The 24,184-nt window shown below is 73.3% G+C and carries 25 protein-coding genes; 19 read left to right on the forward strand and 6 right to left on the reverse strand.

Annotated features, from left to right (window positions below):
- Positions 1–334: 334 nt before the first annotated feature.
- The 7 genes from ribD to UO65_RS26485 all read left to right on the forward strand — a co-directional run bounded on the left by ribD (position 335) and on the right by UO65_RS26485 (position 4,946).
- A complete protein-coding gene (ribD, locus tag UO65_RS26455) occupies positions 335–1,330 on the forward strand; it encodes a bifunctional diaminohydroxyphosphoribosylaminopyrimidine deaminase/5-amino-6-(5-phosphoribosylamino)uracil reductase RibD (RefSeq protein ID WP_052021812.1) in 996 nt (331 codons plus the stop codon).
- Positions 1,331–1,362: 32 nt separating this feature from the next.
- Positions 1,363–2,016 carry a riboflavin synthase gene (locus UO65_RS26460; protein WP_052021813.1) on the forward strand — a complete coding sequence of 218 codons (654 nt, stop codon included), beginning with the start codon at positions 1,363–1,365 and terminating at the stop codon, positions 2,014–2,016.
- The gene (locus UO65_RS26465) at positions 2,009–3,286 is read left to right on the forward strand and encodes a bifunctional 3,4-dihydroxy-2-butanone-4-phosphate synthase/GTP cyclohydrolase II (protein WP_035287655.1); all 1,278 of its coding nucleotides are present in this window, start codon (positions 2,009–2,011) and stop codon (positions 3,284–3,286) included. The genes UO65_RS26460 and UO65_RS26465 overlap by 8 nt, the downstream gene beginning before the upstream one ends.
- Positions 3,283–3,780 carry a 6,7-dimethyl-8-ribityllumazine synthase gene (ribH, locus tag UO65_RS26470; RefSeq protein ID WP_035287657.1) on the forward strand — a complete coding sequence of 166 codons (498 nt, stop codon included), beginning with the start codon at positions 3,283–3,285 and terminating at the stop codon, positions 3,778–3,780. Before UO65_RS26465 ends, ribH begins: the two co-directional genes overlap by 4 nt.
- Complete coding sequence (locus UO65_RS26475; RefSeq protein ID WP_035287659.1) at positions 3,777–4,217, forward strand: PH domain-containing protein; 441 nt, start codon at positions 3,777–3,779, stop codon at positions 4,215–4,217. Before ribH ends, UO65_RS26475 begins: the two co-directional genes overlap by 4 nt.
- 63 nt (positions 4,218–4,280) lie before the next feature.
- Complete coding sequence (locus UO65_RS26480; protein WP_035287660.1) at positions 4,281–4,508, forward strand: ribbon-helix-helix domain-containing protein; 228 nt, start codon at positions 4,281–4,283, stop codon at positions 4,506–4,508.
- A gap of 45 nt (positions 4,509–4,553) precedes the next feature.
- Positions 4,554–4,946 carry a type II toxin-antitoxin system PemK/MazF family toxin gene (locus tag UO65_RS26485; RefSeq protein WP_052021808.1) on the forward strand — a complete coding sequence of 131 codons (393 nt, stop codon included), beginning with the start codon at positions 4,554–4,556 and terminating at the stop codon, positions 4,944–4,946.
- Here UO65_RS26485 and UO65_RS37600 read toward each other — a convergent pair.
- Complete coding sequence (locus tag UO65_RS37600; protein WP_146241349.1) at positions 4,848–5,162, reverse strand: hypothetical protein; 315 nt, start codon at positions 5,160–5,162, stop codon at positions 4,848–4,850. The genes UO65_RS26485 and UO65_RS37600 overlap by 99 nt on opposite strands.
- 182 nt (positions 5,163–5,344) lie before the next feature.
- Between UO65_RS37600 and UO65_RS26490 the strand changes: the two genes are divergently transcribed.
- The 9 genes from UO65_RS26490 (at position 5,345) to tpiA (ending at position 15,616) form a co-directional block, all read left to right on the forward strand.
- A complete protein-coding gene (locus tag UO65_RS26490; protein ID WP_233427849.1) occupies positions 5,345–5,854 on the forward strand; it encodes a Rieske (2Fe-2S) protein in 510 nt (169 codons plus the stop codon).
- 144 nt (positions 5,855–5,998) lie between these two features.
- Positions 5,999–7,024, forward strand: a complete 1,026-nt coding sequence (locus UO65_RS26495; RefSeq protein ID WP_035287662.1) for a GDSL-type esterase/lipase family protein — start codon at positions 5,999–6,001, stop codon at positions 7,022–7,024.
- 102 nt (positions 7,025–7,126) lie between these two features.
- A complete protein-coding gene (gene uvrC, locus UO65_RS26500) occupies positions 7,127–9,187 on the forward strand; it encodes an excinuclease ABC subunit UvrC (protein WP_052021809.1) in 2,061 nt (686 codons plus the stop codon).
- Positions 9,184–10,092, forward strand: a complete 909-nt coding sequence (gene rapZ / locus UO65_RS26505) for an RNase adapter RapZ (RefSeq protein WP_035287664.1) — start codon at positions 9,184–9,186, stop codon at positions 10,090–10,092. The genes uvrC and rapZ overlap by 4 nt, the downstream gene beginning before the upstream one ends.
- 11 nt (positions 10,093–10,103) lie before the next feature.
- Positions 10,104–11,054, forward strand: coding sequence for a gluconeogenesis factor YvcK family protein (locus UO65_RS26510; protein ID WP_035287732.1), 951 nt, complete (start codon positions 10,104–10,106; stop codon positions 11,052–11,054).
- A gap of 79 nt (positions 11,055–11,133) precedes the next feature.
- On the forward strand, positions 11,134–12,120 hold the full coding sequence (gene whiA / locus UO65_RS26515; protein ID WP_035287665.1) for a DNA-binding protein WhiA: 987 nt from the start codon (positions 11,134–11,136) through the stop codon (positions 12,118–12,120).
- Positions 12,121–12,627: 507 nt separating this feature from the next.
- On the forward strand, positions 12,628–13,632 hold the full coding sequence (gene gap / locus UO65_RS26520; protein ID WP_035287666.1) for a type I glyceraldehyde-3-phosphate dehydrogenase: 1,005 nt from the start codon (positions 12,628–12,630) through the stop codon (positions 13,630–13,632).
- A gap of 11 nt (positions 13,633–13,643) precedes the next feature.
- Positions 13,644–14,831 (forward strand): phosphoglycerate kinase, encoded by a 1,188-nt coding sequence (locus tag UO65_RS26525; protein WP_035287668.1) that lies wholly within the window; start codon positions 13,644–13,646, stop codon positions 14,829–14,831.
- A complete protein-coding gene (gene tpiA, locus UO65_RS26530; RefSeq protein ID WP_035287672.1) occupies positions 14,831–15,616 on the forward strand; it encodes a triose-phosphate isomerase in 786 nt (261 codons plus the stop codon). Before UO65_RS26525 ends, tpiA begins: the two co-directional genes overlap by 1 nt.
- 54 nt (positions 15,617–15,670) lie before the next feature.
- Here tpiA and UO65_RS26535 read toward each other — a convergent pair whose 3' ends face one another.
- The 3 genes from UO65_RS26535 to UO65_RS26545 all read right to left on the reverse strand — a co-directional run bounded on the left by UO65_RS26535 (position 15,671) and on the right by UO65_RS26545 (position 18,580).
- Positions 15,671–16,981 carry a serine hydrolase domain-containing protein gene (locus tag UO65_RS26535; protein ID WP_035287673.1) on the reverse strand — a complete coding sequence of 437 codons (1,311 nt, stop codon included), beginning with the start codon at positions 16,979–16,981 and terminating at the stop codon, positions 15,671–15,673.
- Between the two features lie 9 nt (positions 16,982–16,990).
- Positions 16,991–17,215, reverse strand: coding sequence for a hypothetical protein (locus tag UO65_RS26540; protein ID WP_035287674.1), 225 nt, complete (start codon positions 17,213–17,215; stop codon positions 16,991–16,993).
- A 228-nt stretch (positions 17,216–17,443) separates the two neighbouring features.
- The gene (locus tag UO65_RS26545) at positions 17,444–18,580 is read right to left on the reverse strand and encodes a beta-1,3-glucanase family protein (protein WP_035287675.1); all 1,137 of its coding nucleotides are present in this window, start codon (positions 18,578–18,580) and stop codon (positions 17,444–17,446) included.
- 248 nt (positions 18,581–18,828) lie between these two features.
- Between UO65_RS26545 and secG the strand changes: the two genes are divergently transcribed.
- Together secG and UO65_RS26555 are read left to right on the forward strand one after the other, a co-directional pair.
- Positions 18,829–19,068 carry a preprotein translocase subunit SecG gene (gene secG / locus UO65_RS26550; RefSeq protein WP_035287676.1) on the forward strand — a complete coding sequence of 80 codons (240 nt, stop codon included), beginning with the start codon at positions 18,829–18,831 and terminating at the stop codon, positions 19,066–19,068.
- A gap of 90 nt (positions 19,069–19,158) precedes the next feature.
- Positions 19,159–19,500 carry an RNA polymerase-binding protein RbpA gene (locus UO65_RS26555; RefSeq protein ID WP_035287678.1) on the forward strand — a complete coding sequence of 114 codons (342 nt, stop codon included), beginning with the start codon at positions 19,159–19,161 and terminating at the stop codon, positions 19,498–19,500.
- 63 nt (positions 19,501–19,563) lie between these two features.
- On the opposite strand, the gene UO65_RS26560 is transcribed toward UO65_RS26555, so the two are convergent.
- Positions 19,564–20,976 (reverse strand): sensor histidine kinase, encoded by a 1,413-nt coding sequence (locus tag UO65_RS26560; RefSeq protein WP_233427850.1) that lies wholly within the window; start codon positions 20,974–20,976, stop codon positions 19,564–19,566.
- A gap of 135 nt (positions 20,977–21,111) precedes the next feature.
- Here UO65_RS26560 and pabB point away from each other — a divergent pair, with 135 nt between their 5' ends.
- A complete protein-coding gene (gene pabB, locus UO65_RS26565) occupies positions 21,112–23,160 on the forward strand; it encodes an aminodeoxychorismate synthase component I (protein ID WP_035287680.1) in 2,049 nt (682 codons plus the stop codon).
- A gap of 10 nt (positions 23,161–23,170) precedes the next feature.
- Here pabB and UO65_RS26570 read toward each other — a convergent pair whose 3' ends face one another.
- A complete protein-coding gene (locus UO65_RS26570; RefSeq protein WP_035287681.1) occupies positions 23,171–24,166 on the reverse strand; it encodes a sigma-70 family RNA polymerase sigma factor in 996 nt (331 codons plus the stop codon).
- Positions 24,167–24,184 lie beyond the last annotated feature (18 nt).

A 24,184-nucleotide genomic window follows, 5' to 3' on the forward strand; every position in this document is an offset into this window, starting at 1 on the left:
CGCTTCCCCCACCCAAGCACATCCACCCACCCGGGCATATCCGTAGCCGGGCCGCCGGTTTCTTGGGTGGTCGGCGGCTGCGCACGGTGGGGTTGTGGGTGGCTGGCCGCCCGGCTTGGGGTTGGCGGGCTGGTTGGCGGCTGCGCACGGTGGGGGTCGGCGTGGCTGGGCGCCGGGCCGGCGGTTTCGAGGATGGTTGGCGGCTGCGCCGTGTGGGCCGCTGGAGGTGGGTGGCCTGATCGGTCTCAACCCGGGTGGGCCCGGCCGGTCGCGTGCACCGGGGTCGGTGTGTCCTGCCAGACTGTCCGCCGTGGAGGAGAGCCTGGTCGCGGCGATGTGGACCGCCGTGGAGTGCGCGGAGGCGGTGCGGGGGACCACCAGTCCCAACCCGCCCGTCGGGTGCGTCGTGCTCGATCGGGACGGGGTCGTGGTCGGGACCGGGGGGACTCAGCCCCCGGGTGGGGCGCACGCCGAGGTGGGGGCGCTCGCGGTGGCGGGGGAGCGGGCCAGGGGCGGTACCGCCGTCGTCACCCTTGAACCGTGTTCGCACTACGGGCGGACCCCTCCCTGCGCCGGTGCGCTGTTGGCCGCCGGGGTCGCGCGGGTGGTCTACGCCGTGTCCGACCCAGACCCGCAGGCCGCCGGGGGTGGGCGCGTGCTCGCCGACGCCGGGGTGCGGGTCGAGGGTGGGGTGCTCGCCGACGAGGTCGCGGCCGGGCCGTTGCGGGCGTGGTTGCACTCGGTGGCCACCGGGCGGCCGCACGTGACTTGGAAGTACGCCGCCACCCTCGACGGGCGGGTGGCCGCCGCTGATGGGACCAGTCGGTGGATCAGTTCGGGTGACTCGCGGGTCGAGGTGCACGAGGTGCGCCGCAAGGTCGACGCCATCGTCGCCGGGCGGGGCACCGTGCTGGCCGACGACCCGGCGCTGACCGCTCGGGACGCGGGTGGAACACCGGCGGCCCGGCAACCGTTGCGGGTTGTCGTGGGACTCGGTGACCTCCCGGGCGGCGCGCGGGTGCTCGACGACGCCGCCGAGACGCTGCACGTCCGCACGCACGACCCGGCGGAGGTGCTCGCCGTGCTCGGTGCGCGCGGTGTGGTCGACGTGCTGCTGGAGGGTGGGCCGACCCTGGCTGGCGCGTTCACCCGGGCCGGGCTCGTCGACCGGGTGCTGGCCTACCTGGCGCCGACCCTGCTCGGTGCCGGGCCGGTGGCGCTGGGTGACGCCGGCGTGGCGACGATCACCGGGGCCCACCGGTTGCGCGTCGAAGGGGTCACCATGAGTGGGCCGGACGTGCGGGTGTCCGCCGTCCCGGTCCGGGACTGACCCGGACCGACCGACCGAGGAGGAGAGTGGCGTTGTTCACCGGGATCGTCGAGGAGCGCGGTGCGGTGGTCGCCGTGCGCGACCTCGCGGACGCAGCACGGGTCACCATCTCCGGACCGCTGGTCACCAGCGACGCCAAGCAGGGGGACTCGATCGCGGTCAACGGCGTCTGCCTGACCGTGGTCGAGTTGGACGGGGGCACCTTCACCGCCGACGTGATGCACGAGACGCTCAAGCGCAGCAGCCTCGACGGGGTGGCCGAGGGTGACTCGGTCAACCTGGAGCGCGCCGCCGCCGTGGGGCAGCGCTTCGGCGGGCACATCGTGCAGGGCCACGTCGACGGGACCGGGGTGCTGATCAGCCGCGAGCCGTCCGAGCACTGGGACCTGGTCACCATCGGCCTGCCGCCGCACCTGGCCAGGTACGTGGTGGAGAAGGGGTCGATCACCGTCGACGGCGTGTCGCTGACCGTCGTGCAGGTCGGGGACGACCGGTTCTCCGTCAGCCTCATCCCCGAGACGCTCCGGGCGACCACCCTGGGGCAGCGCGCGCCGGGCGACAAGGTCAACCTCGAGGTCGACGTGATCGCCAAGTACGTGGAACGCCTGACAACCCCACACCTTCCCGTCAGCGGTGCGGGGCACACTGGGGGAGATCCCGCCGGACAGGAGGACCAGGGTGAGTGACTTCCCAGACATCGACCGCGCCCTCGCCGACATCGCGGCGGGCAAGGCCGTCGTGGTCGTCGACGACGAGGACCGCGAGAACGAGGGCGACCTCATCTTCGCCGCCGAGAAGACCACCCCGGAGCTGCTGGCCTTCATGGTCCGCTACTCCTCCGGCTACGTCTGCGTCGCGCTGCCCGACGCCGACTGCGTGCGGCTGGACCTGCCGCCGATGTTCCACACCAACCAGGACGCCCGCGGCACCGCCTACACCGTGACCGTGGACGCCAAGGAGGGCATCAGCACCGGCATCTCCGCGCACGACCGGGCGCACACCATCCGGCTGCTGGCCTCCGCCGAGGCCACCGCCGCCGACTTCAACCGCCCCGGGCACGTGGTGCCGCTGCGGGCCAAGGAGGGCGGCGTGCTGCGCCGGCCCGGGCACACCGAAGCCTCGGTCGACCTGGCCAGGATGGCCGGGCTGCGGCCCGCGGGCGTGCTCTGCGAGGTCGTCTCGCAGAAGAGCGAGGGCGACATGGCCCGCCGCGACGAGCTGGAGGTCTTCGCCGCCGAGCACGACCTGGCGATCATCACCATCGCCGACCTGATCGCCTACCGCAGGCGCACCGAGAAGCAGGTCGTCCGCGTCGCCGAGGCGCGCATCCCCACCGCGCACGGCACCTTCCGCGCGGTCGGCTTCGACAGCCTGCTCGACGGCATCGAGCACGTCGCGCTGGTCTACGGCGACCTCGGCGACGGCGAGGACGTGCTGGTCCGGGTGCACTCCGAGTGCCTGACCGGGGACGTGTTCGGCTCGCTGCGCTGCGACTGCGGCCCGCAGCTCGACGCCGCCCAGGAGGCCGTCGCCGCCGAGGGGCGCGGCGTGGTGCTCTACATGCGCGGGCACGAGGGCCGCGGCATCGGCCTCATGCACAAGTTGCAGGCCTACCAGTTGCAGGACGAGGGCCAGGACACGGTGGACGCGAACCTCGCGCTCGGCGTGCCCGCGGACGCCCGCGACTACGGCACCGGCGCGCAGATCCTGGTCGACCTCGGGGTGAAGTCGATGCGGCTGCTCACCAACAACCCGGCCAAGCGGGTCGGCCTGGAGGGCTACGGGCTGACCGTGGTCGACCGGGTGCCGCTGTCGGTGTGGCCGAACCCGGAGAACCTGCGCTACCTGCGCACCAAGCGCGACCGGATGGGCCACGAGATCACCGAGCTGGAGCAGTACGAGGACGGCATCGCCGCCGGGGCGGTCGCCCAGCGCGGCGGGGAGGACCGGGCATGAGCGGCGCGGGCAGGCCCGAGGCGGTGGCACCGGACGCGACGGGCATCCGGTTGGCCATCGCGGCGACCAAGTGGCACGCGGAGGTCACCGGTCAGCTCCTGACCCGGGCGTTGGCCGCGGCGGAGGACGCCGGGGTCGAGGAGCCGACCGTGGTCCGGGTCGCGGGCGCGGTCGAGCTGCCCGTGGTGTGCCAGGAACTGGCCAAGCACCACGACGCGGTGGTGGCCCTCGGCGTGGTCGTGCGCGGCGGCACCCCGCACTTCGAGTACGTGTGCGACGCGGTCACCGCGGGCCTGACCCGCATCTCGCTCGACGAGTGCACCCCGGTCGGCAACGGCGTGCTCACGGTGAACGACGACCAGCAGGCGGTGGACCGCTCCGGGGTGCCCGGGGCGGCCGAGGACAAGGGGTACGAGGCGTGCGTGGCGGCGTTGGAGGCGGCACTGGTGCTGCGGGGACTGCGGCAGCCCTGGACCGAGCGGGGCTTCCGGTGACCGTCACCTCCCGGCCGCGCAAGGTCCGCTTCGTCGCCGCCGCGTTCGCCGTGGTGTTCGTCGCGGTGTTCACGGTGGTGGCGGTGCTGCTGCGCGACACCCCGACCGGGGTGTACTTCCAGGTGTCCGACCAGGTCGCCATGGTCGGCATCGGCGTGCTGCTGGCCTGCGGCGCGCTGTGGCTGACCCGGCCCAGGGTCGCCGCGGACGCCGACGGCGTCACCGTCCGCAACCTGCTGGGCAGCACCCGCTACCCGTGGGACCACATCCGCTCGATCAGCTTCCCCGACGGCGCCTCCTGGGCCCGCCTGGAGCTGCCCGACGACGAGTACGTGCCGGTGATGGCCGTGCAGGCCATCGACGGCGACCGCGCGGTGGCCACCATCCGCGAGCTGCGCAAGCTGCACCGGGCCGCCACGGTCACCGAGGCGGGCTGAGCCCTCCGGGTGGTGCGCTCGGGGTGATGCCCCATGGGTGCCACCCGGGGTAGCATCGGGGGTGTGAAACTGAGTGTGAGCCTGCCCGAGGAGGACGTGCGCTTCCTCGACGAGTACTCCGCGCGCGCCGATGCGGCCACGCGCTCCTCGGTGATCCACACCGCCATCGCGCTGCTGCGGCAGACCAGCCTGCAAGATTGCTACGCCGCCGCCTTCGACGAGTGGGACGCCGACGAAGCCACCGTGTGGGAACCAGCCACGCCCGACGGCCTGGCCGAGGCCCGCGGCTGAGCCCCACCCGAGACCACCGATGCCCACCCTCGAACCCCGCCGCTGATGCCCGAACCCGACGCCCGCGCGGCCGAGACCCGCGCCAGGCACTTCCGCCGCGGTGACATCCACCTGGTCGACCTGGAGCCCGTCCGCGGCTCGGAGGCCGACAAGGTCCGCCCCGCCGTGATCGTCTCCAACGACGCCGCCAACCAGGTCGCGGGCCGCACCGGCCGCGGTGTGCTCACCGTCGTGCCGATCACCTCCAACACCACCCGGGTGTTCCCCTTCCAGGTGCTGCTCCCCGCCGCCCCGTGCGGGCTGTCGGTCGACTCGAAGGCGCAGGCCGAGCAGGTCCGCTCACTGGCCACCGCCCGGGTCCGCCGCCGGGTGGGCAGCCTCCCCGCCGCGCTCCTCGCCGACTTGGACGCCGCCCTGCGCGTGCACCTCGGGCTGTGAGCGCCGCCGCCCCCTGGTCGCGCCGCGCCACAGCAGCACCGCCGAGACGACCCCGGGGCCGCAGTGCACCAGCAGCACGCCTGCCAGGCTCGGCCCGCCCCAGTCGTCGGCGTAGGACGCCGGGTCGAACACGTCGATGACGAACGGCTCCGCGAGTGCCCGGAACACCAGGTAGCCGCCGAGGAACACGGCCAGGGCGATCAGTGCTTTGCGCATGTCCCCACCCTCGCCGGACCCGCGCACCGGCGGCATCCGGGAAGCCCCCGACCCCGCCCGGAGTTCGCCCCCCACCTGAGGCGAACCTGTGAAAGCCCGGATCGGGTGAACCCCCCGGCGCGGGCCCGCGTACCGACCGGGGTAGACCCCGGACGTTCCCGTGCACCGAGGAGGCACCCCGCGTGACTGTCGAAACCACCACGACGACACCACAGACCCCCGCCGAGCCGCGCTCCCGCCGCCAGGTCCTCTGTGGCCTGATGGTCGCGCTGGTGGCGCCCGGCGCGCTCATCGCCGCCTGCGGCACCGAGACCGACTCCGGCTCCACCGTCGACAACCCGAACACCCCCGGCTCCAGCGCGGGCGGCGCGAGCCCGACCGGCGGGTCCGCCCCCGCGGGCGGGTCGGCGCTGGCGGCGCTGGCCGACATCCCCGACGGCGGCGGCGTGCTGGCCGACGGCCCGAACGGGCAGGTCCTGCTGGTCCGCACCGGCTCCGCGGTCAAGGGCTTCGACCCGAGCTGCCCGCACCAGGGCGCCACGGTCACCGCGCCGCAGTCCGGTGTGATCACCTGCCCGCGGCACGGCAGCACCTTCACCAGCACCGACGGCGCGGTCACCAAGGGCCCGGCGAAGACCGGCCTCAAGGAGGTCGCGGTCAAGGTCGACGGCGCGAACGTCGTCCTCGCCTGACGGTCCACTGTGGAGTGTCCGTCCCCGGCCGGGTGGTCGGGGGCGGGCACCGGGTCAGACCCGTTCGGGTAATGGCTTCGCGTGGTCACTCCTGGTTGAGTGGTGGTCACACTAGGCTGTCGCTGAACCCCGGAGGCCCCCCGCATGCTGCCCGCCCGAACCCTCGGCACCGCGGTCGCCGCCGTGCTGGCCGCGGCACTCGCCGTACCGGCCCTGACCACCCCGGCCCGGGCCGACGACCGGCCCACCGCCGTGGTGTCCCTGGGCGACAGCGCCATCTCCGGGGAGGGCGCGGGCGACTACGAGGCGGGCACCGGCGGGGAGGGCGGCAACTGGTGCCACCGCTCCCCGCACGCGCTGATCCACCAGACCCGGCTCGCCGACAAGGCGGTCAACCTGGCCTGCTCCGGCGCGAACGCCGCGAACGTCTCCCTCGCCGACACCACCCACCACACCGAGGGCTCCCAGGCGCGGCGGCTGATCCAGGTGGCCACCGAGAACCGGGTGACCGCGGTCGTGCTCCAGGTCGGCGCCAACGACGACCCCGACTTCACCGACACCATCATCGACTGCGTCCTCAAGTGGTTCAACCCGTTCGGGTCCGACTGCTCCGCGGCGCTGCGCGACCAGTGGCCGGGGCGGCTGTCGGCCATGGCGCCCCGGGTCGAGGCGGCCGTCGCCGACGTGAAGTCCGCCATGCGCCAGGCCGGGTACGCCGACACCGACTACCGGTTCGTGCTGACCTCGTACTCCTCGCCCCTGACCGAGAAGATGGACCCCACCACCCACGGGTTCGACGGGTGCCCGCTGCGCCTGGCCGACGCCAAGTGGGCGCGCACCGAGGCGGTGCCGCAGCTGGCCGAGACGCTGCGCGGCGTCGCCACCCGCGCCGGGGTGTCCTTCCTGGACTTCGGCCGCGCCACCGAGGGGCGGGAGGCGTGCAGCGGCACCCGCGACAGCGAGTGGCAGAACCGGCTGATGGTCGACCCGCAGGCGCTGGCCACCGGCGGCCTCGACGCCATCGGCGTGCACATGGCCCAGCAGTCCTTCCACCCGAACGCCCGCGGGCACGCCCAGCTCGGCCGCTGCGTGGCGGAGTTCGTGACCTCCGACGCGGACGCGGCGGCCTGCGTCATCGGCGGCGACGGGAACCTGCACTCCGTCGCCTGACCCGCCCGATGCGACCGGCTCGGGCGTTCCCCGCGCTGATCGGCGCCGCGCCGGTCAACCCTGCGGCCGGGAGTGTCGTACCCCGGCCGTAGGGTTGACGCCGTGCCCGACCCGTCCGCCTACCGCCCCGCCACCGGCACCATCCCCGACGCCCCCGGCGTCTACAAGTTCCGCGACCCGGGTGGCCGGGTCATCTACGTCGGCAAGGCGAAGAGCCTGCGCAGCAGGCTGAACTCGTACTTCGCCGACGTGACCGCGCTGCACCCGCGCACCCGGCAGATGGTGACCACCGCGGGCGGCGTCGAGTGGACCGTGGTGGCGACCGAGGTCGAGGCGCTGCAGCTCGAGTACAACTGGATCAAGGAGTTCGACCCGCGGTTCAACGTCCGCTACCGCGACGACAAGACCTACCCGGTCCTGGCGGTGACGCTGAACGAGCAGTACCCGCGGCTGCACGTCTACCGCGGCCCGCGCAAGCGCGGCGTCCGCTACTTCGGCCCGTACGCGCACGCCTGGGCCATCCGCGAGACCCTGGACCTGCTGCTGCGGGTCTTCCCGGCGCGCACCTGCTCGACCGGGGTGTTCAAGCGGCACGGCCAGATCGGGCGGCCGTGCCTGCTCGGCTACATCGACAAGTGCTCGGCGCCCTGCGTCGGCCGGGTCAGCGCCGAGGAGCACCGCGGGATCGTGCTCGACTTCTGCGACTTCCTCTCCGGCAAGACCGACGCCATGGTCCGCCGCCTGGAGCGGGAGATGGCGGCGGCCTCCGACGAGCTGGAGTTCGAGCGGGCCGCCCGGCTGCGCGACGACATCGGCGCGCTGCGCCGGGCCCTGGAGAAGCAGGCCGTGGTGCTCGGCGACGGCACCGACGCCGACGTGGTCGCCTTCGCCCACGACGACCTCGAAGCCGCCGTGCAGGTCTTCCACGTGCGCGGTGGCCGGGTGCGCGGGCAGCGCGGCTGGGTCGTCGACCGGCTGGAGGAGGGCGGCGCGGAGGGCTCCACCAGCCCGGTGCCCGCCCTGGTGGAGCAGTTCCTCAGCCAGTTCTACGGCGACCAGGCCGAGATCGTCGAGCCCGGCACCGAGCCCGCCGCCCGCCCGACCGGCGACGGCCCGGTCAGCGACGGCACGGCCACCGACAGCCCGCCCGCCGACGACTCGGCGGGCAGCCCGGTGCCGCGCGAGGTGCTGGTGCCCGAGCTGCCCACCGACGCGGGCGCGCTCGCCGACTGGCTCAGCGGGCTGCGCGGCTCCCGGGTCGCCCTGCGGGTGCCGCAGCGCGGCGACAAGCGGGCGCTCATGGAAACCGTGGAGCGCAACGCGAAAGAGGCGTTCACCCAGCACAAGCTGCGCCGCGCGGGCGACCTGACGGCCCGCTCGGCGGCGTTGCAGGAGTTGCAGGAGGGCCTCGGGCTCGACACCGCCCCGCTGCGCATCGAGTGCGTCGACATCAGCCACATCCAGGGCAGCGACGTGGTCGCCTCGCTGGTGGTGTTCGAGGACGGCCTGGCGCGCAAGTCCGAGTACCGCCGCTTCGCCATCCGCGAGGCCGCCACCGAGGGCGACGTGGCCGCCATCGCCGAGGTCACCCGCCGCCGGTTCGCCAAGTACGCGGGCGAGGCGGGCGGGCAGGGGCCCACCCCCGGCATCGACCCGGAGACCGGCAAGCCGCGCCGCTTCGCCTACCCGCCCAACCTCTACGTCGTCGACGGCGCGGGCCCGCAGGCCGACGCGGCCGCGGAGGTGCTCTCCGAGCTGGGCGTCACCGACGTGGCGGTGGTCGGGCTGGCCAAGCGGCTGGAGGAGGTCTGGCTGCCCGGCGACCCGGACCCCACCATCCTCCCGCGCACCAGCGAAGCGCTCTACCTGCTGCAACGGGTGCGCGACGAAGCCCACCGCTTCGCCATCGCCTACCATCGGCAGAAGCGCTCCAAGCGCCTCACCGCGTCGGCGCTCGACGACGTGCCCGGGCTGGGCCACACCCGCAAGGCGGTGCTCATCAAGCACTTCGGCTCGCTCAAGCGGCTGCGCGCGGCGAGCGTCGAGGAGATCGAGAGCGTGCCCGGCATCGGACCGGGCACCGCCCGCGCCGTGCACACCGCGCTCGCGGGCGGCGCGCAGGACACGACCGCCGCGGCAGGCGGGCAGGAGAGGCAGCAGTGAGCGACGCGACAGTGCGCGACGAGCAACCCCCCGTCGGGGGACCGGGCATCGAGGTGGCCGTGGTCACCGGGCTGTCCGGGGCGGGCCGCAGCACCGCGGCCAAGTGCCTGGAGGACCTCGGCTGGTTCGTGGTGGACAACCTCCCGCCGGAGCTGATCTCCACCATGGTCGAGCTGGGTTCCCGGGCCAGGGGCGCGATCACCACCGTCGCGGTGGTGATGGACGTGCGGTCCCGGGCGTTCACCGAGGACCTGTCGGCGATCATCAAGGACCTCGACGCCCGCGGCTACAAGCCCAGGGTGCTGTTCCTGGAGGCCACCGACGACGTGCTGGTCCGCCGGTTCGAGTCGGTGCGCCGCGGCCACCCGCTGCAGGGCGAGGGCAGGCTGATCGACGGCATCACCGCCGAGCGGCAGCTCCTGATGCCGCTGCGCGGGGAGGCCGACCTGATCCTGGACACCTCGACGCTGTCGGTGCACCAGCTCCGGGCCAAGATCGAGGACGCGTTCGGCACCGAGTCGAGCACCGCCACCCGGGTCACCGTGCTGTCCTTCGGCTACAAGTACGGCCTGCCGATGGACGCCGACCTGGTGATGGACGTGCGGTTCCTGCCCAACCCGTTCTGGATTCCGGAGCTGAAGGACCAGACCGGCCGCGACGCCGACGTGCGCAACTACGTGCTCAGCCAGGAGGGGGCGGACGAGTTCCTCGACCGCTACCACGAGCTGCTGCGGCTCATCGGCGCCGGTTACCGGCGCGAGGGCAAGCGCTACCTGACCCTCGCCGTGGGCTGCACCGGCGGCAAGCACCGCAGCGTGGCGATCTCCGAGGAGCTGTCGCGCAGGCTGTCCGACGAGGACGGCATGGCGGTCAAGGTCGTGCACCGCGACCTGGGGCGCGAGTGACCGGTCGACCGCTGCGCGCGGTCGCGCTGGGCGGCGGGCACGGGCTGCACGCCACCCTGACCGCGCTGCGCGGGATCACCGAGGACGTCACCGCCGTGGTCACCGTCGCCGACGACGGCGGCTCCTCCGGTCGGCTGCGCCGCGAGCTGGGCCTGCTGCCGCCGGGGGACCTGCGCAAGGCGCTGCTGGCGCTGGCGGGACCGGATTCCGGGCCGTGGGGCACGGTCTTCGGGCACCGCTTCGGCGGCACCGGCGCGCTCGCCGGGCACGCCGTGGGCAACCTGGTGCTCGCCGGGCTGCTGGAGACCGTGGGCGACCCGGTGGCCGCGCTCGCCGAGGCGGCCCGGCTGCTCGGCGTCGCGGGGCGGGTGCTGCCGATGTCACCCGAACCGGTGGACATCGAGGCGGACGTGACCGGCCTGGCGGAGGACCCGGCGACCGTGCGGCACATCCGCGGGCAGGTCGCGGTGGCCACCACCCCGGGTCGGGTGCGCCGCATCCGGCTGCTGTCGGCCACCCGCCGGGGTGAACGCCCGACCGCCTGCGCCGAGGCCGTCGCGGCGGTCCTGGCCGCCGACGTGGTGCTGCTCGGCCCCGGTTCCTGGTTCACCAGCGTGCTGCCGCACCTGATGGTGCCGGACCTGCACGACGCCCTGGTGCGGACCGGGGCCACCCGGGTCGTGGTGCTCAACCTGGTCCCCCAACCTGGGGAAACGGAGGGGTTCTCCCCGGAGCACCACCTCGACGTGCTGGCCGAGCACGCGCCCAGGCTGCGGGTGGACGCGGTGATCGCCGACGTGGACTCGGTGCCCGTCCCGGACCGGCTGCGCCAGGCGGCGAAGGCCCTGGGCGCGGACATCCGGCTCGACCACGTCGCCGCCGCCGACGCCGCCGACCGGCACGACCCGGCGGCCCTGGGGGCCAGCGTGACCCGCGCGGTGGCCACCGCGCTCGAACGGTGAGGGGCGCACGGACCGCGATGCGGCACGTGGTGGGATGTAGGCCGGGTACGCCCGGGACCGGGCCCGGAGAGGAGGACCAGTGGCGATGACCGCCGCAGTCAAGGACGAGCTGAGCAGGCTCACGGTGTCCAAGACCTGTTGCCGCCGGGCCGAGGTGTCCTCCCTGCTGCGCTTCGCGGGCGGGTTGCACATCGTCGCGGGCCGGGTGGTGGTCGAGGCCGAGCTGGACACCGGCGCGGCCGCGCGGCGGCTGCGCAAGGAGGTCCACGACCTCTACGGCCACCACGCCGACGTGCACGTGATCACCTCCGGGGGCCTGCGCAAGGGCACCCGCTACGTGGTCCGCGTGGTCAAGGACGGCGACGGCCTGGCCCGGCAGACCGGGCTGCTCGACCCGCGCGGCCGACCGGTGCGCGGCCTGCCCGCCCCGGTCGTCTCCGGCGGCGTGTGCGACGCCGAGGCCGCCTGGCGCGGGGCGTTCCTGGCGCACGGCTCGCTCACCGAGCCCGGCCGCTCCTCGGCGCTGGAGATCACCTGCCCCGGTCCGGAGGCCGCGCTGGCCATCGTCGGCGCCGCCCGCCGGATGGGCATCCAGGCCAAGTCGCGCGAGGTGCGCGGCGCCGACCGGGTCGTGGTCCGCGACGGCGACGCGATCAGCGCGCTGCTCACCCGCCTCGGCGCGCACTCCAGCGTGCTGGCCTGGGAGGAGCGCCGGATGCGCCGCGAGGTGCGCGCCACGGCCAACCGGCTGGCCAACTTCGACGACGCGAACCTGCGCCGGTCCGCGCGCGCCGCGGTGGCCGCGGCGGCCAGGGTGCAGCGGGCGATGGAGATCCTCGGCCCGGAGGCGCCCGAGCACCTCACCGCGGCGGGGGAGCTGCGGCTCAAGAACAAGCAGGCGTCGCTGGAGGAGCTGGGCCAGCTCTCCGAGCCGCCGATGACCAAGGACGCCGTCGCGGGCCGCATCCGCAGGCTGCTGGCCATGGCCGACAAGCGGGCCAAGGACCTCGGCCTGCCCGACACCGAGTCCGCGGTCACCCCGGACATGCTCGAGGCCGACGCCTGAGGCGGTTCCCGCCCCGGGCGGGAACCGCGCGGGTGAGCACCGCTCGGTTCAGCGGTCCACCGTCGGTGGATCTTGGTCGGGAATCACCGACCGTCGCCAGAATTTGTGACCTGGGTCTCATCGTGTATCCGGGGTGGCACCCGGAACTCTTCTACTGGTGTGAGGCTCGGGTGCCGCTTGGGGGAGGGGCATCCGGGATGGGGGAGACGGAGCGGGGTTCACCGGGCGTGGGGGTCGGTGAACCCCGCTCCGCTGTTTTCCGGGGGTTGTCCAGGGGTGGCGGCCGAGCGGTGTCCGAAGGTCGCGCGGGCGCACGAGCCGGGGGCGGCGGGTGCGCGCCCGGAGACAAAAACCACGCCGCGCGCAGATCGGTCTGGCGATCACCACACCGATCTGATTCGATAAAGAGAGACCGCTGACCTCCTGACCTGCGTCCGGCCGTCCGGGCGCTAGGGTTCCCGGTCAAGAGGTTCGCAAGAAGCACCCAGTCGCAAAGAGGAGACACAGGTGACGGTTCGCGTTGGTGTCAACGGCTTCGGTCGGATCGGTCGCAACTTCTGGCGGGCGGTCGCCGCCAGTGACCACGACATCGAGATCGTGGCCTTCAACGACCTCGGTGACGTGGCGACCATGGCGCACCTGCTCAAGTACGACAGCATCCTGGGCCGCCTGCCCCAGGACGTGTCGGTGACCGACGAGGGCATCAAGGTCGGCGACCACACCATCAAGGCGCTCGCCGAGCGCGACCCGGGCAAGCTGCCCTGGAAGGACCTCGGCGTCGACGTCGTGGTCGAGTCGACCGGCTTCTTCACCAAGGCCGCCGACGCCCGCAAGCACGTCGACGAGGGCGGCGCCAAGAAGGTCATCATCTCCGCGCCCGCCTCGGGCGAGGACCTGACCGTGGTGCTCGGCGCCAACGAGGCCGCCTACGACGGCTCGCAGACGGTCATCTCGAACGCCTCCTGCACCACCAACTGCCTGGCCCCGCTGGCGAAGGTGCTGCACGACTCGTTCACCGTGGAGCGCGGTCTCATGACCACCATCCACGCCTACACCCAGGACCAGAACCTGCAGGACGCCCCGCACAAGGACCTGCGCCGCGCCCGCGCCGCCGCGCTGAACATCGTGCCCACCTCGACCGGCGCCGCCAAGGCGATCGGCCTGGTGCTGCCCGAGCTCAAGGGCAAGCTCGACGGCTACGCGCTGCGCGTCCCGGTGCCGACCGGCTCGGCCACCGACCTGACGGTGACCCTGTCCCGCGACGTCACCCTCGACGAGGTGCAGGAGGCCTACCAGGCCGCCGCCGCGGGCCCGCTCAAGGGCATCCTGCGCTACAACACCGACCCGATCGTGTCCTCCGACATCGTCACCGACCCGGCGTCGTGCATCTACGACGCGCCGCTGACCAAGGTCACCGGCAACCTGGTGAAGGTCGTCGGCTGGTACGACAACGAGTGGGGCTACTCCAACCGCCTCGCCGACCTGACCGCGCTCGTCGCCTCCAAGCTCTGAGACGGACCACAGTGAAAACCCTGGACGACCTGATCGCCGAGGGTGTGGCGGGTCGGCGCGTGCTCGTGCGCGCCGACCTCAACGTCCCCCTCGACGGCGACACCATCACCGACGACGGCCGGATCAAGGCCGCCCTGCCGACGCTGCGCGCGCTCACCGGCGCGGGCGCCAAGGTCGTGGTGGCCGCGCACCTGGGCCGCCCCAAGGGCACCCCGGACAGGAAGTACTCGCTGGCCCCGGTCGCCGCGCGGCTGGCCGACCTGCTCGGCAGCACGGTCGTGCTGGCCGCCGACGTGGTCGGCGAGTCGGCGAAGACCGAGGTCGCCAAGCTGCCCGACGGCGGGGTGCTGCTGCTGGAGAACGTCCGCTTCGAACCGGGCGAGACCAGCAAGGACGAGGCCGAGCGCGGCGCGCTCGCCGACGCCTACGCGGCGCTGGCGGACGTGTTCGTCTCCGACGGCTTCGGCGTGGTGCACCGCAAGCAGGCCTCGGTCTACGACGTCGCCACCCGGCTCCCCGCCTACGCCGGTGGTCTGGTGCTGGCCGAGGTCGAGGTGCTCAAGCAGCTCACCGGTGAGCCCCGGCGCCCGTACGTGGTGGCGCTGGGCGGGTCGAAGGTGTCGGACAAGCTGGCCGTGATCGAGTCGCTGCTGCCCAAGGTGGACGCGATCCTCGTCGGCGGCGGCATGTGCTTCACCTTCCTGGCCGCCGAGGGCCTCGGCGTCGGCGACTCGCTGCTGGAAGCCGACATGATCGACACCTGCAAGAAGCTGCTGGCCGAGCACCCCGGCAAGGTCCTGCTGCCCGCCGACGTGGTCATCGCCGACGACTTCTCCGCCGAGGCGAACACCCAGACCGTGCTCGCGGCCAACATCCGCGAGGGGTGGAAGGGCCTGGACATCGGCCCGATCACCGTCGAGCGGTACTCCGACGTCATCGCGGGCGCGGGCACCGTGTTCTGGAACGGCCCGATGGGCGTGTTCGAGCTGGCCCCGTTCGCCGAGGGCACCCGCGGCGTGGCCAAGGCCATCGTCGACTCCCCGGCCTACTCGGTCGTCGGCGGCGGCGACTCGGCGGCCGCGGTGCGGCTGCTGGGCCTGCCCGAGGACGGCTTCTCGCACATCTCGACCGGCGGCGGCGCGTCGCTGGAGTACCTGGAGGGCAAGGAACTCCCCGGCGTCGCTGTGCTGGAGGCGTGATGGCCAGGCAGGTCCTCATCGCGGGCAACTGGAAGATGAACCTCAACCACCTCGAGGCCATCGCCCTGGTGCAGAAGATCGCGTTCTCGCTGCCGGAGAAGTACTACGCGAAGGTGGAGGTGGCCGTGCTGCCGCCGTTCACCGACATCCGCTCCATCCAGACCATGGTGGACGGCGACAAGCTCCTGCTGCGCTACGGCGCCCAGGACGTGTCGAGGTACGACTCCGGCGCCTACACCGGCGAGGTCTCCGGACCCATGCTGGCCAAGCTCGGCTGCTCGTACGTGACGGTCGGGCACTCCGAGCGCCGCGAGTACCACGGCGAGACCGACGAACTGGTCAACGCCAAGGTCAAGGCGGCCCTCAAGCACGGCATCGCCCCGATCCTGTGCCTGGGCGAGCGGCTGGAGGTCCGCGAGGCGGGCGGCCACGTCGACCACTGCACGGAGCAGTTGGTGGCCGGGCTCAAGGGCCTCAAGGCCGACGCGGTGTCCAAGGTCGTGGTGGCCTACGAACCGGTGTGGGCCATCGGCACCGGCAAGGTCGCCACCGCCACCGACGCCCAGGAGGTCTGCAAGGCCCTGCGCGGCAAGCTCGCCGAGAAGTACGGCGACGAGGTCGCCTCGGCCGTGCGCGTCCTCTACGGCGGTTCGGTGAAGTCGGGCAGCATCGGCGAACTGGTCGCCCAGGAGGACATCGACGGCGCCCTCGTCGGCGGCGCCAGCCTCCAGGCGGACGAGTTCACCAAGCTCTGCGCCCTGGCGGCGGGCGGCCCGCTGCCGTAGTCGCAGTTCGGTCGTCAGGGGCGCCGGGGGATTCCCCCGGCGCCCCTGCGCCTTTCAGAGGACCCGGTGGGCGGCGGCGCCGTTGTGCAGGAAGCGGGCGCGGCCGTGCCCGTCGGAGCCGACCAGGGACAGGACCTGGTGGGCGCCCGCCCGGGGTTCGGCGGTGATGATCGCGCTGTCGTCGAGGCGGACGACCTCGAAGCGGTCCTCGGACTTGCCGAGGAAGGACCTGGCGAGGTCGTTGCTCGGGCGCTGGACCAGGAACGCGCGGTCGCCGTCGGTGGTGAGGGTGGTGTCGTACAGGGTGGTGCGGTAGGTGCCGCACATGCGGTCGGCGTCGATCGGGGTGGGGTCCGCGGGCGGTACGGGCGGTGGTGTCGTCTCGACGCCCGCGAGGTTCCCGAGCGCCGCGCTGAGGATGTCGTGGGCCAGCGGCTCGCCGCGCGTGCTGTTGGTCAGCACGGCCACCGCCACACCGGCCGAGGGGGCGACGCGCAGGAATGCCTTCTGCCCCTTGGAAACCCCGGTGTGCCCGACGACGCCGTCGCGGTGGAGCATCCAGCCGAGCCCCCAGCCGAGGATGCCGCCGCCGAAGTCCGGGACGGAGGCGAGCTGGGGTTCGCGCAGCGCCGCAAGAGCCGGGGCGGTCAGGTGCAGCCGGACGAACTCCATCAGCTCGCGCGCGCTCATCGCGAGGTAGGACCCGCTGGCCGCGGCGTAGTAGGACACCGCCCACGTCGTCGTGGGCACGAGTTCCCCACCCACCTCGACGTGGCCGATGGCGGCGCGGTGCAGGATCGCCTCCTCCGCGTCGGTGGCGACGGTGCGCAGCCCCAGCGGTCTCACCAGGCGTTCGCGGAGCACGTCGTGGAACGGCTTGCCGCGCAACACCTCCACCAGCCTGCCGAGCACCGCGAACCCGCTGTTGGAGTAGGAGAAGACGGTGCCCGGCGGGAAGGGGTGCACCGCGTCGGCGAGGGTGGCGACGAACTTCTCGACCGCGTCGTCGTTGCGGCCGGTGTCGATGAAGTGGTTGCCGTCGACGCCGCCGGTGTGGGTGAGCAGGTGACGGGCGGTCAGCGACCCGGTCGCGCCCGGGTCGCTCAGCCGGAAGCCGGGGATGTAGTCGCGAAGGGCGCGGTCGAGGTCCAGGACACCGTCGTCCACCAACTGCTGGATGAGCGTGGCCGTCCAGACCTTGGTGATCGACCCGATCTTGAACACCGAGTCGGCCGTCACCTCGACCCGCGTGCGCAGGCTCAACACGCCCGCGGCCTCGTCCCGGATCTCCCCGCCCGCCAGCACGGCCACCTGCGCGCCCGGCACGTCGTACTCCGCGATCAGCTCGCTCAGATCCCACCCCATCCCGCCAGCCTAGAGGTGAGCCGGCAACACATCCCGAGCCCGCCACGCCCGGTGCAGCAGCGTCAGCCCGTTCGCCGACAGCCGGGGGTCCAGGCGGCGGATCGCCTCGGCCGTGAACGGGATGTGCCTGCCACCCCGCCCGACAACCCGCCCCTCGTCGTTGACCGCCACCATCCCCGCGAACAACCGGTCGAACACCGGGGCGTCGAGCACGGCCACGGTGAGCTGCTGCACCCCCGAGTTCCAGCGGCTCCACCACCAGCCCGAAGTGCCACAGCCGCAGGCCCCCGCCCGCCCGGGGGGTGATCCCGGTGAGCCGTTAGCTCAGCCGGTTCTCCAGCTTGCGTCCGCGTGCCCCGGGCGCCTGCCGGACCCGCAACCACTCTGCTTGCTCAACAGCCATTCGCTTACCTGCTGGTGTCTTGCCCCGGTGGGCGGGCCGGGAGCCCGCCCACCACGGCGTCAGAAGGGCGTGGCGGTGACCGTCATCGTCCTGGGGGCGCCGTCTTCGATGTACGGGGCGTGTTCGCACACGTCGTCGAAGGCGAAGCCGTAGGCCTTTCTGTCCACTGTGTTCTCGTGCATGATCCGCGAGTAGTGGTTGCACTGGGCGATCCGGTAGTACGACCCGGCGTCGGTGACGGGTTGCTGTGGGGTGTTGAGCAGGATGCCCCGGTTGAGTCCGGCGCCCAGTACCGCCGCCACCGGGCCGGTGACCCCGTCGTTGGGGGCGGCGAGGGTGCCGTCGCAGAACAGGACGTCGCGCGTGGAGGGCTTGGCGAACGCGCGCACCCCCCGGTCGAACACGAACAGGTCGCCCTGGACGCGGCCGGTGAACGTGGTGTTGTTGGCGTTGACCACCATGTTCTGGCCTCGATAGCGGGACCAGACCTCGTCGATGTGGCCTGCCAGGTAACCACCGGAGAAGCGGCCCGCGTTCAGGCCGTGGCCGGGGGCGATGACCCGGAGGTCGTCGATCACCAGGTTCGAGAAGCCCGACTGGGCGCGCATGGACTGGAACACCCGGGATCGGCCGCCCGCGACGAGCCGTCCGGCGGACTGGGTGCGGTTGCCCACGAGGTCGATGCTCATCGGCACCGACAGCATGTCGACCATCGTGGTGTTGCAGTGCATCCCGGAGCCGTCGTAGGTGAACTCCACGCAGTCGTGCAGGACGCGGTAGTTCGGGTCGGTGCTGACCCAGCCCGCCGGGTACGCCAGGGCGTCGCCGGGGTTGGCGCGGAACTTGAGCTTGTCGCCGACCGACAGGTAGATCCGGCCGGACATGCCCTGCGGCAGGGGGATGGTGCGGCTGCCGTTGACCGCGATCGCGTAGTCGGTGTAGCCGTCGCCGCCGTTGTCGGCGGTGGAGACCGGGACCAGGGCGCCGTCGGCGGTGACTCGGGACTGCCTGCCGGTGGCGAGGTTGGTGCCGACGACGTAGGCCCACAGGGTCTTGCCCGCGTGGGCGCCGGTGCTGTTGACCAGGGTCAGGGCGAGGGACGCGCGGGGCGTGGCGGACGCGAGCGCGGAGCCCGTGAACGGTGCGGTGGCGGCTGCGGCGGCGAGGCCGCCGAGGAGGGTCCTCCGGGTGATCATCGGCCGACTCCCTTGTTGGACGACGGGGTGCGGGGGTGGGTCGAGTATCGGCCCGGTTTGTTCTGAAACACAACAAATTCGCCCGAATGGTCCAGACCAACCCGGTACTGCACGTGCGTCCGCACGAGCTTCGGCGCCTGCGGCAAAAGGGCGGCGGAACTGCGGGACTTCCGTTGTGGGGCGGTGGTCGAACTCGGCGCGGTCACCAGGTAGCCTGTGTTCTCCACCGTCTCGACAGCGAGGATGAAATGACTGCTGTTCTGATCCTGCAGATCGCGCTCATCGTCACCAGCCTGCTGCTGATCCTGCTGGTGCTGCTGCATCGCGGTCGGGGTGGCGGCCTCTCCTCGCTGTTCGGGGGTGGGATGCAGTCGAGCCTCTCCGGTTCGAGCGTCGTCGAGAAGAACCTGGACCGGATCACCCTGTTCGTGGGCTCGATCTGGATCATCTGCGTCGTCGGCCTCGGGCTGCTGGTCAAGGTTTCCTGAGTGCGCCCCCACCATGGGGGCGTTTCGTTTTCCGTGATCCGGCGTGGGCATGGCGCCGGGTCGAATCACGCGGTGGGGGTGTGAACATCAATGGCCGGTGGCAACGCGATCCGGGGCACCCGGGTCGGTGCTGGTCCGATGGGTGAGTCCGAGCGCGGTGAGTCGGCACCCCGTCAGCGGGTGTCCTACTGGTGCGCGAACGGGCACGAGTCCCGTCCCTCGTTCGCCCTGGAAGCCGAGCGGCCCGAGTCGTGGGACTGCCCACGGTGCGGTCTCCCCGGCGGGCTGGACGAGCAGGCGCCGCCCAAGGCGCCGCGCAACGAGCCCTACAAGACGCACCTGGCGTACGTGAAGGAACGCCGCTCCGACGAGGACGGCGAGGCCATCCTCGCCGAAGCCCTCGCCAAGCTGCGCGCCAAGCGCGAGCTGTAGGCGACACGCGCCAGACCCCGCCCCGGAACCCCGGGAGCGGGGTCTCGTGCGTTCCGGCCCCGCTCAGCCGACCAGGGGGTAGGTGGCGCGGACGCGGAAACCGCCCTCGGCGGTGGGGCCCGCGTCGAAGGTGCCGCCGAGCAGGGTGGCCCGCTCGCGCAGCCCCAGCAGGCCGTGCCCGCCCGAGGGCAGCCCCGGGCCGCGGCGGCGCCGGGGGCGGTCGTTGTGCACCTCGACCAGCAGCGCCTCGCCCGAGGTGCGCACCCGGACCGAGGCGCGCGAGCCCGACGCGTGCTTGCGGACGTTGGTCAGCGCCTCCTGCACCGTCCGGTACGCCGCCCGCGAGACCGGCCCGGGCAGTTGCTCCGGTGAGGCGTCGATGGCGACGTTGATCTTGACGTCGTCGTTGTCGACCAGGTCGCCGACCTCCTCCAGGCCCGGCTGGGCGTCCACCTCGTCCCCGCCGGAGCGCAGCACGCCGACCAGCTCGCGCAGCTCCTCCAGGGTGCGGGTGCTCAGCACGCGGATGGTCTCGGCGCCCTCGCGGGCCTCGTCGTCCCTGGCCCCGACCTGCAGCGCGCCCGCCTGCATGGCGATCAGCGTGACCTGGTGCGACACCACGTCGTGCATCTCCCTGGCCAGCTTCGCCCGCTCCGCCGAGCGCACCGTCGCCGCGTACAGCCGCTTCTCCCGCTCCCGGCTGCGGTCGAGCTGCCGGATGCGGGCGAACAGCTCCGAGCGCATGGTCAGCAGCAACCCGATCGCCAGCGGCATCCCGGCCACGATCACCCCGTAGATGGCGTCGAGGATGTGCTCGCGCCAGGTCGTGGCGACGAAGTCCGCCCACGGCCACACCACGAACCGCGACACCCAGACCAGCGCCGCGCCGACCCAGGTGCGCCAGCGGGCCTTGTCCAGCCTGGCCAGCGAGCCCAGCGCGATCATGGCCGCGAGCTGGGCCCAGCCGTAGAAGAAGCCGGGGATGGCGACGAGCAGCGCCACGAACGGCACGTGCCTGCGCAGCAGCATCGCGGGCACCGCCAGCCAGGACAGCCAGATCGACCACGGCGGCGCGTCCGGCGGGATCACCAGCCACACGTCCAGCGCCGCGACGACCATCGCCAGCAGGTCGCCGAGCAGGCCGCGCAGCACGCGGTTGACCCGCAGCGCGGCGGGCCAGCGCGGCCAGCGCAGCGCCACCCTGGGCAGCAGGTCGGCGGAACCGGGCTCGCCGCGCTGTTCGGCGGGGCCGAAGGCGTCCGGGGTGACCGCGTGCGCGACCAGGGCCGCACCTCCTCGTTCGGCGGTGGTCCCGGGGGTGTTCCGGTCCACTGTGCTCTCGGTGCCCGTCCCGGTGTCGGTGTGCTGTCCGCGCAGCTCAGACCGGTCGTGGGCGCCCGCGCGCTGCTCGGGCACCGGTTCGGGGGCGGTAGCATCACGGCCGCCCCGGGCAGGTCCGCTCTGTCGCTGTGGCATGGCTCGCCCTCCCTGCGGCGCGACGTGCTGCACGGTCGTCACCCATCAAGACAGAGAAGGCAGGCCGGGGGACGTCGGGTTACAAACAACTGTGCGTCAGCAAATCCACAGTTGCCGTTCAGCGGGAGGGGCTCGGTGCGCACCCTGGTCGTCGACAACCACGACTCGTTCACGCACAACCTGGTGCAGGCGCTGGCCGTCCTCGACGGGGTGCGGCCGACGGTCCTGCGCCACGACGAGCCGTGGGACCCGGCCCGGCTCGCCGACTTCGACAACGTCGTCGTCGGTCCCGGCCCCGGGCACCCCGGCACCCCGCGCGACCTGGGCCTGAGCCGGGCGGTGCTGGAGCTGGCCCGGCAGCCGCTGCTCGGCGTGTGCCTGGGCCACCAGGGCCTGTGCCTGCTCGCGGGGGCCCGGGTGGGACCGGCGCCGGAGGTCCGCCACGGCAGGCTCTCCGCCGTGCGCCACGACGGCCGCGACCTGTTCGCGGGCATCCCGTCGCCGACCGAGGTGGTGCGCTACCACTCGCTGTCCGTCCACGACGTGCCCGCCGACCTGGAGGCCACCGCCTGGAGCGACGACGGGGTGCTGATGGGCGTGCGGCACCGGCACCGCCCCGCCTGGGGCGTGCAGTTCCACCCGGAGTCGATCTGCACCGAGCACGGGCCCGAGCTGCTGGCCAACTTCCACCGCCTGTCCCTGGCCTGGCGCGAGGAGCACCCGAGGGAGACCGCCGTCGCGGTGACGCGCCCGCAGCCGCCGCCCGCGCCCGCACCGCTGCGGGTGGTGGTCGAGCGGCTGACGCTGCCGGTCACCGCCGAGGAGGTCTTCGCCGAGCTGTACCGCGACTCCCCGCACGCGTTCTGGCTCGACAGCGCGGCGGGCGGCGGCTTCTCCTTCCTCGGCGACGCGAGCGGCCCCCTGGCCAGGACCGCCGCGGCCGACGTCGGCACCGGCCTGGTCCGCGTCACCGGCGCGGACGGCCGGGTCGAGGTGGTGGCGGGCCCCTTCTTCGACTGGCTCGACCGCGACCTGGCCGCGCACCGCGCGCACGCCCCGGACCTGCCGTTCGGCTTCGCCCTCGGCTGGGTCGGCCACCTCGGCTACGAGCTGAAGGCCGAGTGCGGCGGCGCCCGCGCCCACCCCGCCCGCGACCCGGACGCCCAGCTCGTCTTCGCCGACCGGGCCGTGGCCGTCGACCACGGCACCGGCGAGCTGCACCTGCTGGCCTTCGCCGGGGACGAGCGGTGGCAGACCGACACCGCCGCCCGCCTCACCGCCCTGGCCCGCCGCCCCCGCGCGGCCGGGCCGGGGGGCACCGGGCTGGTCCCGACCGGGCCGCTGACCGCCCGGCACGACCGGGCCGCCTACCTGGCCCGCATCGCCGAGTGCCACGCCGCGATCGACCGCGGCGAGAGCTACGAGGTGTGCCTGACCAACCAGCTCACCGCCGCCGCCGACACCGACGTGTGGACCGCCTACCGGCACCTGCGCCGGGCCAGCCCGGCCCCGTTCGGCGCGCTGCTGCGGTTCGGGCCGCTGTCGGTGCTGAGCACGTCGCCGGAGCGGTTCCTGTCGATCACCGCCGCCGGGGCGGTGGAGTCGCGCCCGATCAAGGGCACCCGCCCGCGCGGGGCCACCCCCGAGGCCGACGCCGCCCTGCGCGCGGAGCTGGCCGCCTCGGAGAAGGACCGGGCCGAGAACCTGATGGTCGTGGACCTGGTGCGCAACGACCTGGGGGTCACCGCCGAGACGGGGTCGGTGAGCGTGCCCGGCCTGTTCGAGGTGGAGACGTACGCGACCGTCCACCAGTTGGTCAGCACGGTGCGCGCCCGGCTGGCCCCGGACCGGTCCCCGGTGGACTGCGTGCGCGCGGCGTTCCCGGGTGGCTCGATGACCGGGGCGCCCAAGGAGCGCACGATGGAGATCCTCGACCGGCTCGAAGGCGGCCCGCGGGGGGTCTACTCCGGCGCCATCGGCTACTTCGCCACCACCGGCGCGGTGGACCTCAGCGTGGTGATCCGCACGCTGGTGGTCCGCCCGGGGGAGGTGTCCTTCGGCGTCGGCGGCGCGGTCACCGCCCTGTCGGACCCGGACGCTGAGTTCGAGGAGACCGCGGTCAAGGCCACCACCATGCTCGACCTGCTCGGCACGGCCTTCCCCGGCCGGGTGCCCGCCCCGTGACCCCCGCGGGTCAGGGCAGTGCGGTGGGCAGCCCGAACGCGGCGAAGTGGGCCGCGCCGATGAACGAGGTGACCTCGGCGATCCGGTCGCCGCGCAGGGTCAGCACGTTGATCGCCCAGGCCGTGTGCTCCACGGCGGTGTCGCCGCGCAGGTAGGCGGCCACCGCGGCCTGGCCGTTGGCCGTGACCGGGACGTGCCGCCAGGAACCGCAGGTGCTCAGCGGGACGCGCGTGGCGAAGTCCACCACCGCGTCCAGCCCCCGGTACCAGTGCGGCAGCGGCGGCATCGACCACGTGACGTCCTCGGTCAGCAGCGCCACCAGGGCTTCGGCGTCGCCGCGCTCCAGGGCGGTGGCGTACCCGGTGACGACCTCGCGCAGCCGCGCGTCGCCGATCATCCGCAGGGTCCGCTGCTGGCTGGGCACCGGGACCCGCTCGGCCACGACCCTGCGGGCCCGTTGCAGCGCGGAGTTCACCGAGGCGGTGGAGGTGTCCATGACCTCGGCGATCTCGGCGGCGGAGAAGCCGAGCACCTCGAACAGCAGCAGCGCCGCCCGCTGGTTGGCGGGCAGGTGCTGCACCGCGGCGACGAACGCCAGCTCCACGGTCTCGCGCTGCTCGTAGGCCGCCCCCGGCTGCTCGGCGAACGGCTCCAGCCAGGCGACGTCGGTCAGCGGGGTGTCGCCGAGGACGGCGTGGGTGCTCGACGGCCCCAGGTCCACCGGCAGGGCGCGGCGACCGCGCGACCGCGCGGTGTCCAGGCAGGTGCGCGTCGCCACGGTGTACAACCAGGACCTCAGCGTGCCCCGGCCGGTGAACCCGGGGAGCCCGCGCCAGGCCCGGACCAGCGCGTCCTGCAAGGCGTCCTCGGCGTCGTGGGTGGAGCCCAGCATCCGGTAGCAGTGCGCGTGCAGCTCGCGGCGCAGCGGTTCGACGAGGCGGGTGAACGCGGTGTCGTCGCCGTCGCGGGCGCGCGCCAGGTCGTCGGAGTGCAGCAGGTCGCCCATGACCGATGATTCTGCCCG

It is taken from the genome of Actinokineospora spheciospongiae, from assembly GCF_000564855.1.
In the GTDB taxonomy this organism is placed as follows: domain Bacteria; phylum Actinomycetota; class Actinomycetes; order Mycobacteriales; family Pseudonocardiaceae; genus Actinokineospora; species Actinokineospora spheciospongiae.

Bases quoted from the DNA above. Each gene is read 5' to 3' on its own strand.
- UO65_RS26560 (WP_233427850.1), bottom strand. From the start codon at position 20,976: ATGCCACAGCGACAGAGCGGACCTGCCCGGGGCGGCCGTGATGCTACC.
- UO65_RS26535 (WP_035287673.1), bottom strand. From the start codon at position 16,981: ATGGGGTGGGATCTGAGCGAGCTGATCGCGGAGTACGACGTGCCGGGC.
- UO65_RS26570 (WP_035287681.1), bottom strand. From the start codon at position 24,166: ATGGGCGACCTGCTGCACTCCGACGACCTGGCGCGCGCCCGCGACGGC.
- ribH (WP_035287657.1), top strand. From the start codon at position 3,283: ATGAGCGGCGCGGGCAGGCCCGAGGCGGTGGCACCGGACGCGACGGGC.
- ribD (WP_052021812.1), top strand. From the start codon at position 335: ATGTGGACCGCCGTGGAGTGCGCGGAGGCGGTGCGGGGGACCACCAGT.
- secG (WP_035287676.1), top strand. From the start codon at position 18,829: ATGACTGCTGTTCTGATCCTGCAGATCGCGCTCATCGTCACCAGCCTG.
- UO65_RS26555 (WP_035287678.1), top strand. From the start codon at position 19,159: ATGGCCGGTGGCAACGCGATCCGGGGCACCCGGGTCGGTGCTGGTCCG.
- tpiA (WP_035287672.1), top strand. From the start codon at position 14,831: ATGGCCAGGCAGGTCCTCATCGCGGGCAACTGGAAGATGAACCTCAAC.
- UO65_RS26485 (WP_052021808.1), top strand. From the start codon at position 4,554: ATGCCCGAACCCGACGCCCGCGCGGCCGAGACCCGCGCCAGGCACTTC.
- UO65_RS37600 (WP_146241349.1), bottom strand. From the start codon at position 5,162: ATGCGCAAAGCACTGATCGCCCTGGCCGTGTTCCTCGGCGGCTACCTG.
- UO65_RS26545 (WP_035287675.1), bottom strand. From the start codon at position 18,580: ATGATCACCCGGAGGACCCTCCTCGGCGGCCTCGCCGCCGCAGCCGCC.
- UO65_RS26495 (WP_035287662.1), top strand. From the start codon at position 5,999: ATGCTGCCCGCCCGAACCCTCGGCACCGCGGTCGCCGCCGTGCTGGCC.